This window comes from Arthrobacter sp. NPDC057388, assembly GCF_042668165.1.
GTDB lineage: Bacteria > Actinomycetota > Actinomycetes > Actinomycetales > Micrococcaceae > Arthrobacter.
This window is the reverse complement of the sequence record NZ_JBHVBL010000004.1, coordinates 152,677-170,520: the sequence shown is the minus strand read 5'-3', so window position 1 is coordinate 170,520 and position 17,844 is coordinate 152,677. Positions and strand designations below refer to the sequence as shown.

Sequence of the window (17,844 nt, the reverse complement as noted above, 5' to 3'; positions counted from 1 at the left end):
ACATCCCCCTACACCGCTTTTCCGCCGGCCGGCGCTCCTTCGGCTGCTGCCGTTGCAGCGGCTGCGGTTGTTGTCACTGCCGCTGCCGGGGCACCTGAAGCGTCCGCTCCGGTGTCGATTTCCTGGGCGGCTGCAATGGTGGCGGCGGTGGAGGCAAGGATTTCGCGGGCGGCGAGGATGGCCGGCCGCTGGGCGCCGGAGCGCCGGACGGAGGTGAACACCGTCCGCCGCGGCTTGCCGGGGAGGTCCAGCAGCTGGGCTGTGGTGCCGCGGCCGGTCCACACCAGATCCGGCATCAGGGCGACGGCGTTCCCGGACTCGATCAGGCGGATCTGGGCCTGGAGGTCGGCGGTTTCAAAGCGGACGTCGGGCTCAAAGCCTGCACTCCGGCAGGCCTGCTCGGCCCAGTGGCGCGACGCCGCGCCGCGCGGTTCCATCACCCAGGGCAACTCCGCCGTGTCAGCAAGCGATCCCACTTTCGGCCGGCCTTCGGCGGCTGGCGGGACGGCGAGGCGGATGGCGTCACTCGTGAGGCGCACACGGTCCAGTTCGGGGTAGCGCGGCGCGGCGTGGCCCGGGTACTGCTCGGCGATGACCAGGTCGAAGTCCCGGGCCCAGGTCTCATGCAGCGCCGTCTCGGGCTCGCGCTGGGTCATCTCGATCCGGACGTCGGGGTAGCTCGCGGCCAGACGGGTCAGCGCGTCCGGCATCAGAGCCAGCGCGGCGGACTGGAAGACGGCGATCCGCACCGTCCCGGAGACAGTGGTCAGTGATGCGGCCAGATCCGCCTCGGCCTGTTCCAGGGTCTCGAGGAGATGGGCGGTATGGGCCACCAGAACCTCGGCCTGCGGGGTCAGCTGCACGCGGCGGCCGGTTTTCCGGAGCAGTTCCACCCCCACCTCCTTCTCAAGGAGGGCCAACTGTTGGGAAACTGAGGATGGACTGTACTGCAGGGCTGCTGCCACCTCGGCGAGCGTGCCCCGGATCTTCAGCTCGCGGAGCAGCCTCAACCGGCGGACATCAAGCATGAGCTGCTCCCGGGTCGGATGAATGAATAGTTGATCTAACGAATACTGGTTAGAAGTATGCACTTTATCTAATGCAACACTGCTTGCATACTGTACAGATTGAGTTACCCCCATCACAGGGCGAAATGATGGGGCCGCACCTACGCAGGAGTCCCGATGAGTACAACAGACCAATCGCAGTCAATCCTGAGGCGCAAGCCGATTGACGACATCGAAGTGGAGAACAAGCACAGCGGCCTATTCAAGTCACTCGGACTCTGGCAGCTGACCGCCATCGGCGTCGGCGGCATCATCGGCGTCGGCATCTTTTCCCTCGCGGGCCTGGTGGCCCACGGCAGCGGCGACACCCCCGGCGTCGGACCTGCCGTGCTGATCTCCTTCCTGATCGCGGGCCTGGCCTCGGCAGCGGCCGCCCTGTCCTACGCGGAGTTCGCCGGCATGATCCCGCGTGCCGGTTCGGCGTACACCTACGGCTATGTGGCCCTGGGTGAGATCATCGGCTGGTTCATCGGCTGGGACCTCCTGCTGGAGTACATCGCGATCGTGGCGGTGGTGGCCATCGGCATCTCCGGCTACTTCGACGCGTTCCTGTCCGGCATCGGAATCCACATGCCGGTCTGGATGACGTCCACTCCGGACGAAGGCAAGGGCGGCATCATCAACATCCCCGCCATCCTCGTCTGTCTCCTGGTTACCTGGATCCTTTCGCGCGGCACCAAGACGTTCGGGCGGTTTGAGCTGATCGCCGTCGCCATCAAGGTTGTCCTGATTCTGTTCATCATTGGACTGGGTGTCTTCTACATCAACACCCAGAACTTCAACCCGTTCATGCCCAGCGGCTTCGGTCCTGTCCTGGCCGGCTCGGCCACCGTGTTCTTTGCCGTGTTCGGATACGACGCCATGAGTACCGCAGCGGAAGAGGCAACGGACGGCAAGAAGCACATGCCCAAGGCCATCGTCCTGTCCCTCATCATCGCCATGCTGCTCTACGTTGCCGCCACCCTCGTGCTCACCGGCATGCAGAACTACAAGGACATCGATCCCGCGGCCGGCTTCGCCTCGGCGTTCACCGGCGTCGGCCTTCCCGTCATCGCCACCATCATTTCCGTCTTTGCCGTGCTGTCCATCCTCACCGTGATGCTGACGTTCCTCCTCGGTGTCACCCGCGTGTGGTTCTCCATGAGCCGCGACGGACTCCTCCCGGGGTGGTTCTCGAAGACCGACCGGCATGGCACCCCGCAGCGCGTGACGTGGATCGGCGGCATCGCGTCGGCGCTTCTGGCGGGCGTGTTCCCCATCAAGGCAGTCGCCGACCTTACCAACATCGGCATCCTGGCCGCGTTCGTGGTGGTGTGCATTTCCGTGATCATCTTCCGCTACACCAAGCCGGAGGCGCCGCGCACCTTCCGCCTGCCGCTGATGCCGGTGGTTCCCGCCTTCGGCGTCCTGGCCTCCGCCTTCCTGATGTTCCAGCTGCACTGGGAAACCTGGCTGCGGTTCGGGATCTGGCTCGTAGTCGGCCTGGTGATCTACTTCGGCTACGGCAAACGCCACTCCCTGATGAACCCGAACAGCCCCCGGCACAACGAGGCAGTGGAGATGCACACGCCCGTGTAGTCCACGCCCCCTGGCGCCACATCCCCGAACCCTCCCGCACCCCAGGTGCGGGAGGGTTCGCTGCTTGGCGGCAGGAGGTGAGGACGCGTTGGGATTTGGACGACGGGAGGTGAGGACGCGTTGGGATTTGGACGACGGGAGGTGAGGACGCGTTTGGAGAGAGCGACGCGTCCTCACGTCCTGCGGGTTTTTCCCCGACGCGTCCTCACGTCCTGCGGGTTTTTCCCCGACGCGTCCTCACGTCCTTGCGCTGCCGTTCCATCACTGCCGGCGGGGATTCCAGAACGATCGGTATTTCTAATGGGTATTGCTAAGGAAAGGTCGCTTTATCTTAAGAGAAGCGAGGCTCATACTGATGGATAAGACGATCACATTGCACTGAAAGAACGAGGAAAGCCATGACCAACACCGCAACGGATCACCGCGTGCAGGCAGGCAAGGGCGCCGCTGTCACCGGCGCCGTCGCTACCCCCTCGGCAGGGTCCGATGTCGCCGAAGCGACCGCCCTGGCCGCCGACGCCATCACCCTTGTCCGCCGCTGGCTGACCGAAGCCGCGAAGATGCCCGTGGACGCTTCCGCCGAGCAGCTTGCCGGCGTCCTCAAGGACCCGAACGGCCTGGACTTCACCGTGGGCTTTGTGGACGGCGTGGTCCGTCCCGAGGACCTGCAGGTGGCCGCCCGCAACCTTGCGAAGCTGGCGCCCAAGGTCCCGGCGTTCCTGCCCTGGTACATGCGCAAGGCGGTCCAGGTCGGCGGTGCCATGGCCCCGGTCCTGCCGCAGGTCGTCATCCCGGTGGCCCGCAAGGTCCTCCGCGAAATGGTGGGCCACCTGATCGTTGACGCCACCGACTCCAAGCTGGGCCCGGCCATCGCGAAGATCCGCAAGGACGGCATCAAGCTCAACGTCAACCTCCTCGGCGAGGCGGTCCTGGGCGAGCGCGAGGCCTCCCGCCGGCTCGAGGGTACCCACGCGCTGCTGGCCCGGCCCGACGTGGACTATGTCTCCATCAAGGTGTCCTCCACCGTGGCCCCGCACTCGGCCTGGGCGTTTGACGAAGCCGTGGAGCACGTCGTCGAAAAACTCACCCCGCTGTTCGCCCGTGCCGCCTCCTTCCCCACGCCCAAGTTCATCAACCTGGACATGGAGGAGTACAAGGACCTGGACATGACCATCGCGGTCTTCACCCGGATCCTGGACAAGCCCGAGTTCAAGAACCTGGAAGCCGGCATCGTGCTCCAGGCCTACCTTCCGGACGCTCTTGCCGCCATGATCCGGCTGCAGGAATGGGCTGCCGCCCGCCGCGCCGCCGGAGGTGCCGCCATCAAGGTCCGAGTGGTCAAGGGCGCCAACCTTCCCATGGAGCAGGTGGAAGCCTCGCTGCACGACTGGCCGCTGGCCACCTGGGGCACCAAGCTCGACTCCGACATCAACTACAAGCGCGTCATCAACTACGCGCTGCACCCGGACCGGATCGGCAACATCCGGATCGGCGTCGCCGGCCACAACCTGTTCGACATCGCCTTCGCCTGGCTGCTGGCCAAGAAGCGCGGCATTGCGGATACCGCACAGCAGAGTATCGAATTCGAGATGCTCCTCGGCATGGCACAGGGCCAGGCTGAAGCCGTGAAGAAGGACGTCGGCTCCCTGCTGCTCTACACGCCCGTGGTGCACCCGGCCGAATTCGACGTCGCCATCGCGTACCTGATCCGCCGCCTCGAAGAAGGCGCCAGCCAGGAAAACTTCATGTCCGCCGTCTTCGAGCTCAGCGAAAACGAAGGGCTTTTCGAGCGCGAAAAGCAGCGGTTCCTGTCGTCCCTGGAAGAGCTCGACGACGAGGTGCCGGCGCCCAACCGCACGCAGAACCGCAGCCAGCCGGCAGAGCTGATGCCCCGCACCGGCTTCCAGAACACCCCGGACACGGATCCGTCCCTGCCGGCAAACCGCGACTGGGGCCGGGCCATCCTGGACCGCGTTCCGACGTCGACGCTGGGCAACGCCTCCGTTGAAGCCGCCACCATCAAGGACGCGGATACCCTCAACTCCGTGATCAAGACCGCGGTCGAAAAGGGCAAGGCGTGGGGTGCGATGTCCGGCGCCGAGCGTGCCGAGATCCTGCACCGGGCCGGCGACGTCCTGGAGTCCCGCCGCGCGGAGCTCCTCGAGGTCATGGCCAGCGAGACCGGCAAGACCATCGACCAGGGCGATCCCGAGGTCAGCGAGGCCGTCGACTTCGCGCACTACTACGCCGAGTCCGCCCGCAAGCTCGACGACGTTGACGGCGCCACCTTCGTTCCGGCGAAGCTCACCGTGGTGACCCCGCCGTGGAACTTCCCGGTGGCCATCCCCGCCGGTTCCACGCTCGCGGCACTCGCCGCCGGCTCCGCCGTCGTGATCAAGCCCGCCAAGCAGGCCCGCCGCAGCGGTGCCGTGATGATCGAGGCCCTGTGGGAAGCCGGCGTCCCGCGCGACGTACTCAGCATGGTGCAGCTGGGCGAGCGCGAGCTTGGCCAGCAGCTGATCTCCCACCCCGCCGTGGACCGGGTGATCCTCACCGGCGGCTACGAGACGGCTGAACTGTTCCGCTCCTTCCGCAAGGACCTGCCGCTCCTGGCGGAAACCAGCGGCAAGAACGCGATCATCGTCACCCCCAGTGCAGACCTGGACCTCGCCGCGAAGGACGTTGCCTACTCCGCCTTCGGCCACGCCGGGCAGAAGTGCTCCGCGGCCTCCCTGGTGATCCTGGTGGGCTCCGTGGCCACCTCGAAGCGGTTCCGCAACCAGCTGATCGACGCCGTCACCTCCCTGAAGGTGGGCTACCCGCAGGACCCCACAAGCCAAATGGGTCCGATCATCGAGCCGGCCAACGGCAAGCTGCTCAACGCGCTGACCACCCTCGGCGAGGGCGAGAACTGGGCCGTCGAGCCCCGCAAGCTCGATGACAGCGGCCGGCTGTGGAGCCCGGGCGTGCGCTACGGCGTCAAGCGCGGATCCTACTTCCACCTCACCGAGTTCTTCGGTCCGGTCCTCGGCGTCATGACCGCGGACACCCTGGAAGAGGCCATCGCCATCCAGAACCAGATCGAGTACGGCCTCACCGCCGGCCTGCACTCCCTCAACACGGACGAACTCGGCCTGTGGCTGGACACTATCCAGGCAGGCAACCTCTACATCAACCGCGGCATCACCGGTGCCATCGTGCAGCGGCAGCCGTTCGGCGGCTGGAAGAAGTCGGCGGTTGGCGCCGGCACCAAGGCCGGCGGCCCCAACTACCTTGCCGGCCTCGGTGACTGGATCAGCGCCGAGAGCGCGCACGGCGCTGCCGCAGGCATCGCCAACCGCCGGGTCCAGCGGCTCGTGGACGCCGTGAAGGGCGACCTCACCGCTGCGGACAACGAGGCACTGCAGCGGGCCCTCGGTTCCGACGCCCTCGCCTGGGCCGAGGAATTCGGCACTGCCAAGGACGTTTCGAACCTGAGCGCCGAGCGGAACATCTTCCGTTACCGTCCGCTGCCGGTCACCGTCCGCCTGTCCGACGGCGAACCCCTCCGTTCGCTCGTCCGCACAGTAGCCGCCGGCGTACTTGCCGGTGCCCCGCTCACCGTCTCCTCCGGCGTCGAACTTCCCGCCCAGCTGCGGGCGGTGCTCACCGGACTGGACATCCCGGTGACCATCGAGGACGACGCCGCGTGGCTGGCATCCGCGGGCAGGCTCGCCGCTGCCGGCAAGCTGTCAGGCGGACGCATCCGCCTGATCGGCGGCTCGGTGTCCGACCTCGCCGAAGCCACCGGGGGACGTCCGGACCTGGCCATCTACGCCCACGAGGTGACGGAGGCCGGCCGCGTTGAGATGCTGCCGTTCCTGCACGAGCAGGCCGTCAGCATCACCGCGCACCGGTTCGGCACGCCGAACCACCTCTCCGATTCGCTGATCTAGATTCACTGGCCTGCGGTCGCAGCAACGCAGACAGAACGGGCGGGCACCACCAGGTGCCTGCCCGTTCTGTTTGCCTGTTGCTACTTAACCCAAATACCAGCCGGGTGGAGCCCATGCCGCGGGAACGCTGTGTGCGGAAAAGTCCTCGCAGCGCGTGCAGGTGTAGGCGACTTCGCCCAGCTTCCGGACGGTGCCGTCCTGGCGGTGCTTGGCCGGCACAAAGGACTCAAGATAAATGAACTCGTCGGTTCCGCACTTTTCGCAGTTGGGCTGGCCGACGTACTCGGCATCCACGGTCATCGAGTGGCGGGTATAGCGGGGGTTTGCGGCTGTGGTCACGGCGTACCTATCCCGGACACGCGGGCGTCCTTGCCAAGCCTGTCCGTTTTCGAAACCTGTGTGTTGACAGCCGCTGCATGACCGCAACAGTCACAGCATAAGCCAGCTGCGAACCGTTATCAATCATTTTCCCGGCGCAGCACGGCGCAGCGGCCTAAACCGGCTTTTTCAGGGTGCGTCCCATGATGGCCTGGGTCAGGGCGTTGATGACCTCGGCATTAGCCAGCGGGTTCCTGATCAGCGTGAAGTCAACGTCCCCCACGGGCGGCAGCTCGAAGCGCCGGGTGATGATTTTCAGGTCCTCGGGCACCAGTGAGGACGGCATCACGGCGACGCCGATGCCGGCACGGACCGCTGCCAGCACGCCACTGATCTGCTTGGTGGTGCACGTGATGCGCCACGTCCGGCCCACGGATTCCAGGGCGTCAATCGCCAGCTTCCGGCTCAGGCTGGGGGCCGGGTACGCGATCAGCGGGACAGGATGGCCAGGTTCGAGCGCCGTCTGTTCCAGGCCCACCCAGGAAAAGGTGTCGTGCTGGACCACGGTGCCGTCCTTGGCGCCCGCAACCCACTTCACGAAGACGAGGTCCAGCTGGCCTGAATTGAGCCGCTTATACAGCTGGTCGCTCTGGCCGACGGTGAGCTCCAGGTTGATCTGCGGGTAGATCTGGCGGAATTCACGAAGGATGCGGGGCAGGCCGGTAATGGCGAGGTCGTCCGCGGTGCCGAAGCGCAGCCGTCCGCGCATGGCGGAGCCCGAAAAATAACGCGCCGCGGCATCGTGCGCCGCGAGGATACTCCGGGCGAAACCGGCCATGGCGTCGCCATTGTCCGTCAGCCTGACATCCCTCGTGTCCCGGCTGATCAGCGTCCGTTTCGCGGCCACCTCGAGCTTGCGGACGTGCTGGCTGACCGTCGGCTGCGCCAGGCCCAGCCGTTCCGCCGCCTTGGTGAAACTGAGCGTTTCCGCGACGGCGAGGAAGGAGCGGAGCTGCGCCGGATCGAACATGCGTCCTCCTGAGCCGGTGCTGTCATTACAATCAGCAATGATACTTATAGGAGCAATACCCTTCCACAATCAGACGCGGCCGCCATAGCGTTGAAGCCATCCCCGCCGGCCCGCTCACCTGAGGAATCTCTGTGACACCCCCACCGCCGCCACTGGCCACCGTCACCCAGCCCGTCGCCGTCGTCAGTGAGCGCCTTCCGTGGCGTCACACCTTTATCTCCCTCCGTGTCCCCAACTTCAGGCTTTTCGCCGCCGGCCACTTCATCGCCGTCATCGCCATCTGGATGCAGCGCATCGCCCAGGACTGGCTGGTGCTCCAGCTCTCCGGCTCGGTCACCGCGGTCGGCATCACGGTGGCACTGCAGTTCCTGCCGTCGCTGCTGCTGGGACCGTGGGGCGGCATGGTCGCCGACCGGTTCTCCAAGCGCCGGATCCTTATCCTTTGCCAGTCCGCCGCGGCAGTCCTCGCCGCTGCGCTCGCCGCGCTGGCGCTCAGCGGGAGGATCGAGGTGTGGCATGTCTACGCGATCGCGCTGGTGCTCGGTCTGGTCACGGTGCTGGACCAGCCCGCACGGCAGGTGTTCGTCCATGAACTCGTGGGTCCCCGGTATCTGCGCAACGCCATCAGCGTGAATTCGACGACGTTCCAGCTGGGCGGGCTCATTGGTCCGGCGATCGCCGGGGTGCTGCTGACCGCCGTCGGTGCGGGCTGGGCGTTCGCCGCCAACGCCGCAGCCTGCTGCTCCACCGTGGCCATGCTTCTGCTCCTGCGCCGCGGTGAACTGTTCGTCAGCGCACCGGCGCCCAAGTCCAAGGGCATGCTGCGGGAGGGGCTCCGTTACGCCCTGAGCAAGCCCACGATTTACTGGCCGTGGCTCATGGTGGGCTTCATTTCCGTGTTCGCCATGAGCCTGCCGGTGCTGCTCGCTGCCTTCGCGGACCGGGTGTACGGCATCGGCGCAGGCGGTTACGGGATGCTGAATGCCCTCGTGGCACTCGGTGCGCTGACCGGGGCCGCTGCCTCCACGCGGCGCCGGCAGCTCCGGCTGCGCTCGGTGGTCCTGGCGGCCGGCATGTACGGGCTGATGCTGTGTCTTGCCGCCGCCGTTCCCACCCTGCCGCTGTTTGGTGCCGCGCTGGTGCTGTCCGGATTCTGGTGCCTGATGTTCCTCACCGCATCCAACCAGCTGGTGCAGACCAGCTCCAATATGAGCATCCGGGGCCGCGTGATGAGCCTGTACATCATGGTGCTGATCGGCGGCCAGGCCCTCGGCGGACCCATGATCGGGTTCATTGCCGAACACCTGGATCCGCATGCCGGGATCCTGGTCGCCGGAGGGGTGCCGGCGCTCGCCGCGGCGGCTGTCGCCGTCGTGCTTGCCCGCAAAGGTGAGCTGACGCTCAAGGTGGATTTCAGGAACCGCCGGGGCCCGGTGCAGGTGGTGCGCCGGGCGGTGTGACGGCGCGGCGAAGGAGGCGGAGTTGGAGCGGCTGACGGGAATCGAACCCGCGTATCGAGCTTGGGAAGCTAGCGCTCTACCATTGAGCTACAGCCGCACTTGCACCGGAAACTGCCCGGCGCAAAACCTAGCTTAGCGCAGTTGCGGGGCCGCGCCCGCCAACCGGATCTCGGGCCCGGGTGCGTCGCCAATTTGCCCGAAAGGCCTCCCGTAACTGTTCGGTAAAGGCGCGGGCGCAGCGCGGTCACGGGAGGGCGCAGGTGGCTATCCTGAATCTCGTTAGTCGCGGTACCGGGGAACGGGCTAAGCAAAGGCAGGCCCGACGTCGGAAAAAGGATCCCCATGGCAGGTGCAGAACACGAGGTCCTTGTTGCGCGCGACGCCATGACGGTTTACTCATTCCTGCTGGACGGCCGGAACCTTCCCAGCTGGCAGGCCGGGGTCCGGAGCGCGGGGCTCAGTTCGGGCAGCGCCGGCAGCGTGGGGGCCGTGTACCAGGTGACCATGGACGGGCCCCGCGGCCGTCCGGTGGCCCGCGACTATGAGATCACCGCTGCGCGGCCCGGCGCAGAGATCCAGTTCCAGGTAGTGGCCGGCCCGTCCCTCGTGCGCGGCGGCTTCTACCTCAGCACCGAAGGCGCCGGGACCCGGGTCCGCTTTGCGCTCGAGTCACCGTCGAAGGGTTTCTGGAGTTTCGTCCGCCCGGCATGCCGCGGCCGGCTCCGGACGGTGGTGGGACAGCTGTCGAGTCTCCCGGGCGTCATGGAAGAGCGCACGACGGCGGGCTGAGACTCCGCTTCCGCCCGGAGTTTTGTACAGATACCGCGAGTTAAAGGGCCTTCAGCGGCGAATATCTGTACAAAAACCCAGCGATGGTATTTTTGAGGGTGTGCTGATCTCTGACCGCGACATTCGTGCCGAAATTGATTCCGAACGGATCGTCCTCGATCCGTACGAAGCCGCGATGGTCCAGCCGTCCTCGGTGGATGTCCGGATTGACCGCTATTTCCGGCTCTTCGACAACCACAAGTACGCCCACATCGACCCCGCCGAAGAGCAGCCAGAGCTGACCCGGCTGGTGGAGGTGGAGGAGGGCGAACCCTTCATCCTGCACCCCGGTGAGTTCGTGCTCGGCTCCACCTACGAAACCGTCACGCTGCCGGACGACATCGCCGCCCGCCTCGAAGGCAAGTCCTCGCTTGGCCGCCTCGGCCTCTTGACGCACTCCACGGCAGGCTTCATCGATCCCGGCTTCTCCGGCCACGTCACGCTGGAGCTGTCCAACATGGCCACGTTGCCCATCAAGCTTTGGCCCGGCATGAAGATCGGCCAGCTCTGCTTCTTCCGGCTGTCCTCCGCGGCTGAGTTCCCCTACGGATCGGGCGAGTACGGCAACCGGTACCAGGGCCAGCGCGGACCTACCGCCAGCCGCAGCCACCTGAACTTCCACCGCACGGACATCTAGCCGGCTTTTGGCGCGTCCGGCGCCGTTTCAGGCCGGGACGGCCTGGGGGCGCGCCGGCCTGGAGAACTTCTTGACGAGCGGTTCGACGTAGCGGGCAGCCAGCGGGCCGAGGATCGCCATGATCAGGACGTAGGCCGTGGCCAGGGCGGCGAGCTCGTCCGTGACCACCCCGGACGTGACGGCCAGTCCGGCGATGACTATCGAAAACTCGCCGCGGGCAATCAGCGCGGCGCCTGCGCGGAAGCGCCCCGGCCGGGCGATGCCTGCCCGCTTGGCGGCCCAGACGCCGGTGATGATCTTGGTGGCCGCGGTGAGGACCGCAAGGACCAGCGCCCACGCCAGCACCGGCGGGATGGAGGTGGGGTCCGTGTTGAGCCCGAATGCCACAAAGAAGATGGCGGCAAACAGGTCCCGCAGCGGCTCAAGGATCCGTGTTGCGCTGTGGGCGGTGGCCCCGGAGATCGCGATGCCGAGCATGAAGGCACCCACCGCGGCGGACACCTGCAGCACCGCCGCCACGCCCGAGACCAGCAGGGCGGCCCCGAGCAGGTTCAGCAGGAAAACCTCCGAGTTCTCGCTGTGCACGGCCTTGGAGACATGGTGCCCGTGCCGCAGCGCCACCAGCAGCACCACGGTGACAACGGCCAGGGAGACGCCCACGGTCTGCAGGCCCCCGAGGAAGCTGACCCCGGCCAGGGTGGCGGTGAGGATGGGCAGGTAAATCGCCATGGCCAGGTCCTCGAAGACGAGGATGGAGAGGACCACGGGAGTTTCCCGGTTACCGATACGGCCAAGGTCCGTGATGACCTTGGCCGCAATGCCCGACGACGATATATACGTGACGCCGCCCATGACCATGGCGCCCACGACTCCCCAGCCCAGGAGGGCAGCCAGGGCAGCACCGGGAACGAAGTTCAGGACGAAGTCCAGGATGCCGGCTTTCCAGGATCTGCGCAGGCCGGTCACGAGTTCCGTGGCCGTATATTCCAGTCCGAGCATAAGCAGGAGCAGGATGACGCCGATCTCGCCGGAGAGGTGGGAGAACTCCTTCATGCCGCTCAGTTCCACCACACCGCCGGCGCCGAAGCACAGTCCGCCCACCAGGTACAGCGGAATGGGGGACATGCCGATCCGCCCCGCGAGCCTCGCCAGCAGGCCGAGGCAAAACACTACTGCCCCCAGCTCGATTAGCGACAGGGCCACGCGGTCCATGAGGGTCAGCCGTTGCGCAGGATATCGGCCGCAGAGTCCAGGCCTTCCTGGGTGCCAACGGCGACCAGCAGGTCACCGGCGTGAAGAACGACGTCGGGCCCCGGCGACGGGACCACCTCACCTTCGCGCATGATCGCCACGATTGAAACGCCGCACCGGGTGCGGATGCGGGCTTTGCCCATGGGCTGGTTCTGGAACGGCGAGTCCGCGGCAATGGAAAACTGCCGGGTGGCGATGCCGGGAACCTCCCGGTGGGCCTCGGTCAGCGTCATGGCAAGGTGCTGGCTTCCCAGCAGGTTGCCCAGGCACGCCGCTTCCTCACTGGTCAACGGAATCGAGGCCTGGCAGGTGTCCGGGTCGTCCCAGGTGGAGACGAACAGCTCGGTCTGGCCCTCGCGCAGTTCCACCACCCCGATCCGCCGGCCGGATGCAGTCATGAAGTCCTTGCGCCGGCCGAGTCCCGGGAGGTCTGTCTCTTCCATATGCATAACATCAGCGTAGTCCGCGAACCTGCGATTTCGGTTGAAACCGGGGCCCTGCGTGGGGGCCACAAGTGTCCGTTCGCGCTGAGGGAGGATCAGGACTCCGGGACGACGGCGATCTCCGTTTCGCTGGGGGCCTTCACCGGCAGGAGCACCAGCAGCCCTGCGAGCAGCACCACCATGATGCCCAGAATGCCCCACCGCTGTGCTTGCCCTTCCGCCACGAGGGGGGTGGCAAGGGTGATGCACAGGGTGAACAGGGCCGGGGCGAGGAAGCTCACGGCGCGGCCGGTGGTTGCATACAGGCCGAACAGCTCGCCGGATTCGCCCTGCGGTGCCAGCCGGGCCAGGTACGCGCGCGAGGAGGACTGCGCCGGCCCAACAAACAGGCAAAGGAACAGGCCGAAAACCCAGAACGTCGTGGACCCCGACCACGGCACACCGAAGAACGTGTGGCTGTCGTTGCCCAGCACCAAAATCACGGTTCCGGCGACCAGCAGGCCGGTGAGGGAAGCGATGATCACGGCCTTGGGCCCGGCCCTGTCATCCAGGAAGCCGCCAATAATGGCACCCACGGCCGCCACGATATTGCCGAAGATGGCGAAGAAGATGACCTGCGGCAGGGCGAAGCCGAAGGTGCCGGCCGCAATGATTCCGCCGAAGGTGAAGACCGCTGCCAGCCCGTCCCGGAAGATGGCGCTGGCCAGCAGGAAGAAGATGGTGTGCGGGCTGGTCCGGTAGATCGCCCTGATCCTGCGTGCCAGGAGACCGTACGATGCCAGGAAACCGAGGCCCGTGGCCCGCTTCGGCCGGGGAAGCTCCGGAACCGCGAACATCACCGGCAGCGCGAAGATGAAGAACCACAGCGCTGAAAACACCGCCACCAGCCGGACGTTGAGGCTGTCCTGTGTCGAGGCCCCAAACCACTCGAAGCTCGGCTGCACGAAGAGCTGCAGCACAATGAGCAGGGCCACGATGCCGCCGAGGTAGCCCATGCCCCAGCCGAAGCCGCTGACCTTGCCGATGTTCCGCGGCGTTGAGATCTGCGCCAGCATGGCGTTGTAGTTCACGCCGGCGAACTCAAAGAAAACGTTGGCCAGGGCGATCAGGGACACTCCCAGCAGGAGGAACTCCGGCCGCGGGAACACGAAGAAACACAGTGCGGTCAGGATCGCGACGGCGGCGGTGTTCACTCCCAGCCAGAGCTTGCGGCGGCCTCCGGTATCCGAACGCTGGCCGGTGACGGGGGCGAGCAGCGCGATGGCCACCCCCGCAATGGCCAGTGCGCCGCCGAGCACCGCCGAGGCCCGGTCTTCGCCGCCGAACGCCTGCGACGTCAGGTAGACGGTGAAGACGAACGTCGTCATGACCGCGTTGAACGCCGCTGAGCCCCAGTCCCAGGCGGCCCAGGCCAGGATGCGTCCCTTGCTGGAGGACTGGGATCCGGCTTCGAGTTCCGACGGGGGCTGCGTGGCCTCGGGTGCGGCTGCGGGGTTCATAGGCCGATGCTATCCGCCCGTGGCGAACAGGGAGGGAAAACTTTCCCGCAGGCTGGCGGAAACTGCGCTGCGGGCGGGCCGGGCGGGGAAAAGTGCCAGTGGCCCCTTGATAAACTGTCGGAACCGAACCCAACGCATGACCCGCCTGCTCCAACTTTTGATAATCGAATTCTGACTTTGCGGAGATTCCAGTGATCACAGTCCTTGCCGTGCACTTCGCGGTGGCCGCTGTGGCGCCGTTCGTCTTCCGCAGGTTCGGCCGGAATTCCTTTTACGCCCTGGCCGCAGTGCCGGCCGGGTCATTCGTGTGGCTCCTGTTCCAGCACGCCGCCGTCTACGGCACCGGCGCTGCTGCAAAGACCGGAGGCCACGGCGAAACGGGAAGCGCTGCACAAGCCGGGGCAATCACCCAGACGGTCCCGTGGATTCCCAGCCTTGGCATCGAATTCGCCTTCCGCATGGACGCCCTGGCGTGGGTCATGTCCCTGCTGGTCCTCGGTGTGGGCGCCCTGGTGCTGGTCTACTGTGCGCGGTACTTCAAGAACAAGGACAGTTACCTCGGTGGGTTCGGCGCGCAGCTGCTGGCCTTCGCCGGGGCAATGTTCGGGCTGGTCACCGCCGATGACCTGCTCATGCTGTTCATCTTCTGGGAACTCACCACCGTCCTGTCCTATCTCCTGATCGGCTATGCGCGGACCAGGCTGGCCGCCCGCCGTTCAGCGCTGCAGGCACTCATGGTCACCACAGCCGGCGGCCTGGCCATGCTCGTTGGCCTGATCATGCTCGGGGCAAGTGCCGGCACCTATCGGATCTCCGCCGTCCTCGACCAGGCACCGCAGCTGGTCTCCGGGCCGGCGGCCGGAGCCGTGGGCGCCGCCGTCGTCCTGGTCCTGGTCGGCGCGGTGACCAAATCCGCGCTGGTTCCCTTCCACTTCTGGCTTCCCGGTGCCATGGCCGCACCAACGCCGGTGAGCGCCTACCTGCACGCGGCCGCAATGGTGAAGGCCGGCGTGTACGTCGTGGCACGCCTCGCACCCGGCTTCACCGACACCCCCTACTGGCTGCCGATGGTCCTCGGGCTCGGCCTGGCCACCATGCTCGTGGGCGGCTACCGGGCGCTGCGCCAGACGGACATCAAGCTCATCCTGGCCTACGGCACCGTGAGCCAGCTCGGCTTCATCACCATGGTGGTGGGGCTCGGAAAGCCCGACGCCGCGCTCGCCGGTTTGGCCATGCTGCTCGCCCACGGGCTCTTCAAGGCCACGCTCTTCCTGGTGGTGGGCATCATCGACCACCAGTCCGGGACGCGCGACATCCGCAAGCTCTCGGGCGTATTCCGCTCCTCCCGGGCCCTCGGCGTCGTGGCCGGCATCGGTGCCGCCTCCATGGCCGGCATCCCGCTGCTGGGCGGCTTCGTGGCGAAGGAATCCGTCCTCGAAGCGTTCGTGCACTTCGCCGGGGTGCCGGGCTACGGCCCCTGGGGCACCGTGGTGCTGGCCGGCACGGTGGTGGGCTCCGTGCTGACCTTTGCCTACAGCGCCCGCTTCATGTGGGGCGCCTTCGCGGTAAAGCCGGGAGTGGAGCGCACGCCGTTCAAGGCCATCCGGCCCTCCTTCCTGGCGGCCCCGGCAACCCTGAGCGTCCTCACCATCGTGTACGGCCTGTGGCCGGCGCCGGTGGACGCCTGGATCCAGCCGTACGCGGCCCTGTTTACCGGAGGAACGTCCGACGCCGGCAGTGCGGCAGGAGCCGCAGGGCACCTCGCGCTGTGGCACGGGCTGACCCCCGCCCTCGGGCTGACGGCCATCACCTTCGCCGCCGGCGCTGCGATGTTCTACGGACGCGGCGTGGTGGACCGGATCCAAAGCGCCGTCCCGCCCTGGATCGACGCCGACCGCGGCTACCAGCTGACCATCGGCGCGCTGGACGACGCCGCCGTATGGATCACCGGACGCACGCAGCGCGGTTCGCTGTACTTCTACCTGGCCGTGATCCTCAGCGTCGCCTTCGCCCTGCCCCTGTCCGCCCTGATCGCCGGCAACAAGCCGCTTCCCCAGGGGCTGTACTTCATCGACCCGAACTCGCCCCTGCAGCTGGTGGCCGGCGCAGGCATTGTGATCGGGGCGCTCGCGGCCGTCCGGGCCAACAAGCGGTTCCTCGCCGTGCTCATGGTGTCTGTCACCGGGTACGGCATCGCCCTGATGTTCGCGCTTCAGGGCGCCCCGGACCTTGCCCTGACGCAGATGCTCGTGGAGACCATCATCCTCGTCGCATTCGTGCTGGCCATGCGCAGCCTCCCCGCGGAGCTGCGGGACCGTACCCGCGGCAAATACCGCGTTGTCCGCGTCATCATCGGCCTGTCCTTTGGCGCCACCATGGTCTTCGCCGCCATCCATGCCATGGGGGCGCGTATCGCCACGCCAGTCTCCCTCGAATTCCCGAAATTGGCCTACGAGGGCGGCGGCGGGCTCAACATAGTCAACGTCACCCTGGTGGACATCCGCGCGTGGGACACCTTCGGCGAGATCTCCGTGCTGGCGCTGGCCGCGACCGGCGTGGCAAGCCTCATCTTCGTCCGCGGCCGCCAGGACCGGCTGCGCACAGCATCCGCTGTGGCCGAGGGGACCGTGGGCCGCCGCCACGGCGTGGACAAATCCTCGCGGGACGGCGCCGCGCTGGCGCTGCGGCGCAAATTTGCCGGGCCGACGGGGGACCCCTGGCTCGTCGCCGGGCGCACGCTGGCACCGGAGCGCCGCTCCATCATCTTCGAAGTGGTCACCCGGCTGGTTTTCCACTCGATGATCATCTTCTCGCTCTACCTCCTGCTGGCCGGCCACAACCTCCCCGGCGGCGGCTTCGCCGGCGGCCTCATGGCCGGGTTGGCCCTCACCCTGCGGTACCTGGCGGGCGGCCGGTTCGAACTGCACGAAGCCACCCCGATCAACGCCGGCACCCTGCTCGGAATTGGCCTGGCCACAGCCGCCCTGTCCGGCGCCGCCCCGGTCCTGCTGGGCGGCCAGGTGTTCCAGAGCGCCATCATTGAGTTCTGGCTGCCGGTCTTCGGCGACATCAAGTTCGTCACGTCCACCATCTTCGACACCGGCGTGTACATCGTGGTGGTGGGCCTGGTGCTGGATGTGCTGCGCAGCCTCGGTGGCGAAATCGACGAGCACTTCGAAGAACGCCCCCTGCAGGACGGGCAGGAGGGCGCACCGGAGGCTGACGAGGCCAGCGAACCCGTGCCCTCAGGCGTTCCGGCCGGATCTACCCGAGGCGGCACGGCATGACCGTTAACCTGACCCTGCTGACGGTCATGGGCGCACTCTACGCCTGCGGCATCTACCTGATCCTTGAACGCAGCCTCACCCGCGTGCTCCTGGGGCTGATGCTGCTCGCCAACGCCACCAACCTGCTGATCCTCGCCACGGGCGGCTACGCCGGACTGGCACCCTTCTTCAGCAAGGACACAGACCCCGGGTCCTACAACGACCCCCTGCCACAGGCACTGATCCTGACGTCCATCGTCATTTCCTTCGCGGTGACGGCCTTCATGCTCGGCATCATCTACCGGACCTGGGTGCTTGCCCGCCAGGACGACATCCAGGACGACATCGAGGACCGCCGCGTGGCCGAAACACCCAGCTTCGACGCGGAGGATGACGCCGTCATTCCCGTGGAAACCTCCGAGTTCCCGCTGCCCATGCGCGGCCCGGAAAGTTCCGCCGCGGCCGGGCCCGGGGCGCAGCCGGCGGCCACCGTCCAAGCCGGCGGCCGGACCCTCATGGCGGAACACGCGGC

The 17,844-nt window shown here is 66.9% G+C and carries 12 protein-coding genes, 1 tRNA gene and 1 pseudogene; 7 read left to right on the top strand and 7 right to left on the bottom strand.

Translation table 11 applies throughout. From position 1 onward, the window contains the following. Positions 1 to 8 precede the first annotated feature (8 nt). Entirely contained in the window at positions 9 to 1,028 is a 1,020-nt protein-coding gene (locus ACFUTU_RS03615) for a LysR substrate-binding domain-containing protein (protein ID WP_377960715.1), read from the bottom strand. A gap of 156 nt (positions 1,029 to 1,184) precedes the next feature. Here ACFUTU_RS03615 and ACFUTU_RS03610 point away from each other — a divergent pair, with 156 nt between their 5' ends. Both ACFUTU_RS03610 and ACFUTU_RS03605 read left to right on the top strand, forming a co-directional pair. Next, entirely contained in the window at positions 1,185 to 2,645 is a 1,461-nt protein-coding gene (locus ACFUTU_RS03610) for an amino acid permease (protein WP_377960713.1), read from the top strand. A gap of 398 nt (positions 2,646 to 3,043) precedes the next feature. Further along, positions 3,044 to 6,580, top strand: a complete 3,537-nt coding sequence (locus tag ACFUTU_RS03605; protein ID WP_377960710.1) for a bifunctional proline dehydrogenase/L-glutamate gamma-semialdehyde dehydrogenase — start codon at positions 3,044 to 3,046, stop codon at positions 6,578 to 6,580. A gap of 84 nt (positions 6,581 to 6,664) precedes the next feature. On the opposite strand, the gene ACFUTU_RS03600 is transcribed toward ACFUTU_RS03605, so the two are convergent. After that, positions 6,665 to 6,919: a hypothetical protein gene (locus tag ACFUTU_RS03600; protein WP_377960707.1), complete on the bottom strand. Its 255-nt coding sequence runs from the start codon at positions 6,917 to 6,919 to the stop codon at positions 6,665 to 6,667. 154 nt (positions 6,920 to 7,073) lie between these two features. Then, entirely contained in the window at positions 7,074 to 7,928 is an 855-nt protein-coding gene (locus tag ACFUTU_RS03595) for a LysR substrate-binding domain-containing protein (RefSeq protein WP_377960705.1), read from the bottom strand. 131 nt (positions 7,929 to 8,059) lie between these two features. On the opposite strand from ACFUTU_RS03595, the gene ACFUTU_RS03590 reads away from it, so the two are divergent. Next, complete coding sequence (locus ACFUTU_RS03590) at positions 8,060 to 9,388, top strand: MFS transporter (RefSeq protein ID WP_377960703.1); 1,329 nt, start codon at positions 8,060 to 8,062, stop codon at positions 9,386 to 9,388. 23 nt (positions 9,389 to 9,411) lie between these two features. Here the strand turns inward: ACFUTU_RS03590 and ACFUTU_RS03585 are convergent. Then, positions 9,412 to 9,485: transfer RNA gene (locus ACFUTU_RS03585), tRNA-Gly, on the bottom strand. Between the two features lie 245 nt (positions 9,486 to 9,730). On the opposite strand from ACFUTU_RS03585, the gene ACFUTU_RS03580 reads away from it, so the two are divergent. Together ACFUTU_RS03580 and dcd are read left to right on the top strand one after the other, a co-directional pair. Then, positions 9,731 to 10,177, top strand: a complete 447-nt coding sequence (locus tag ACFUTU_RS03580; RefSeq protein ID WP_377960701.1) for an SRPBCC family protein — start codon at positions 9,731 to 9,733, stop codon at positions 10,175 to 10,177. 100 nt (positions 10,178 to 10,277) lie between these two features. Then, positions 10,278 to 10,853 carry a dCTP deaminase gene (gene dcd / locus ACFUTU_RS03575; RefSeq protein ID WP_102973424.1) on the top strand — a complete coding sequence of 192 codons (576 nt, stop codon included), beginning with the start codon at positions 10,278 to 10,280 and terminating at the stop codon, positions 10,851 to 10,853. Positions 10,854 to 10,880: 27 nt separating this feature from the next. Here the strand turns inward: dcd and ACFUTU_RS03570 are convergent, their stop codons facing one another. From ACFUTU_RS03570 to ACFUTU_RS03560, 3 genes are all read right to left on the bottom strand, one after another. Then, positions 10,881 to 12,065 carry a cation:proton antiporter gene (locus ACFUTU_RS03570; protein ID WP_377960698.1) on the bottom strand — a complete coding sequence of 395 codons (1,185 nt, stop codon included), beginning with the start codon at positions 12,063 to 12,065 and terminating at the stop codon, positions 10,881 to 10,883. A gap of 5 nt (positions 12,066 to 12,070) precedes the next feature. Continuing rightward, on the bottom strand, positions 12,071 to 12,553 hold the full coding sequence (locus tag ACFUTU_RS03565) for a cation:proton antiporter regulatory subunit (RefSeq protein WP_377960695.1): 483 nt from the start codon (positions 12,551 to 12,553) through the stop codon (positions 12,071 to 12,073). Positions 12,554 to 12,642: 89 nt separating this feature from the next. Next, on the bottom strand, positions 12,643 to 14,046 hold the full coding sequence (locus tag ACFUTU_RS03560) for an MFS transporter (RefSeq protein WP_377960693.1): 1,404 nt from the start codon (positions 14,044 to 14,046) through the stop codon (positions 12,643 to 12,645). 191 nt (positions 14,047 to 14,237) lie between these two features. On the opposite strand from ACFUTU_RS03560, the gene ACFUTU_RS03555 reads away from it, so the two are divergent. Further along, positions 14,238 to 17,333 (top strand): Na+/H+ antiporter subunit A, encoded by a 3,096-nt coding sequence (locus ACFUTU_RS03555; RefSeq protein WP_377960691.1) that lies wholly within the window; start codon positions 14,238 to 14,240, stop codon positions 17,331 to 17,333. Next, a pseudogene (locus ACFUTU_RS03550) lies at positions 17,330 to 17,806 on the top strand (Na(+)/H(+) antiporter subunit C); the annotation flags it as partial. The gene ACFUTU_RS03555 and the pseudogene ACFUTU_RS03550, both read left to right, overlap by 4 nt. Positions 17,807 to 17,844: the final 38 nt, after the last annotated feature.

Bases quoted from the DNA above. Each gene is read 5' to 3' on its own strand.
- ACFUTU_RS03615 (WP_377960715.1), bottom strand. From the start codon at position 1,028: ATGCTTGATGTCCGCCGGTTGAGGCTGCTCCGCGAGCTGAAGATCCGG.
- ACFUTU_RS03610 (WP_377960713.1), top strand. From the start codon at position 1,185: ATGAGTACAACAGACCAATCGCAGTCAATCCTGAGGCGCAAGCCGATT.
- ACFUTU_RS03605 (WP_377960710.1), top strand. From the start codon at position 3,044: ATGACCAACACCGCAACGGATCACCGCGTGCAGGCAGGCAAGGGCGCC.
- ACFUTU_RS03595 (WP_377960705.1), bottom strand. From the start codon at position 7,928: ATGTTCGATCCGGCGCAGCTCCGCTCCTTCCTCGCCGTCGCGGAAACG.
- ACFUTU_RS03580 (WP_377960701.1), top strand. From the start codon at position 9,731: ATGGCAGGTGCAGAACACGAGGTCCTTGTTGCGCGCGACGCCATGACG.
- ACFUTU_RS03570 (WP_377960698.1), bottom strand. From the start codon at position 12,065: ATGGACCGCGTGGCCCTGTCGCTAATCGAGCTGGGGGCAGTAGTGTTT.
- ACFUTU_RS03565 (WP_377960695.1), bottom strand. From the start codon at position 12,553: ATGCATATGGAAGAGACAGACCTCCCGGGACTCGGCCGGCGCAAGGAC.
- ACFUTU_RS03560 (WP_377960693.1), bottom strand. From the start codon at position 14,046: ATGAACCCCGCAGCCGCACCCGAGGCCACGCAGCCCCCGTCGGAACTC.